This is a genomic window from Acinetobacter johnsonii, assembly GCF_048551975.1.
In the GTDB taxonomy this organism is placed as follows: domain Bacteria; phylum Pseudomonadota; class Gammaproteobacteria; order Pseudomonadales; family Moraxellaceae; genus Acinetobacter; species Acinetobacter johnsonii_A.
This window is the reverse complement of record NZ_JBIMCF010000351.1, coordinates 1-219: the sequence shown is the minus strand read 5'-3', so window position 1 is coordinate 219 and position 219 is coordinate 1. Positions and strand designations below refer to the sequence as shown.

1 pseudogene is annotated in these 219 nt (G+C 36.5%); it reads left to right on the top strand.

The annotated features are described in order from the left end of the window. Positions 1-199 (top strand): annotated as a pseudogene (locus ACG9ZB_RS17775) (IS1 family transposase); the annotation flags it as partial. Between the last annotated feature and the right edge of the window lie 20 nt (positions 200-219).

Here is a 219-nt window from a genome sequence, read left to right as displayed (position 1 = left end):
AATTCAGCCTAAACAAAGTCATTATGAATCTCTCGAAGTAGATGAATTCTGGACTTTTGGTGGAAATTAAAATAATAAACAATGGCTTATTTACGCCCACCATCGAGAAACAGGTGAGATTGTTGCTTATGTTTGGGGTAAGAGAGATTTAGCTACAGTCCAAAGGTTGAAGACAAAGCTTAAACAATTAGGTATTCACTAGACCCGAATTGCAAGTGA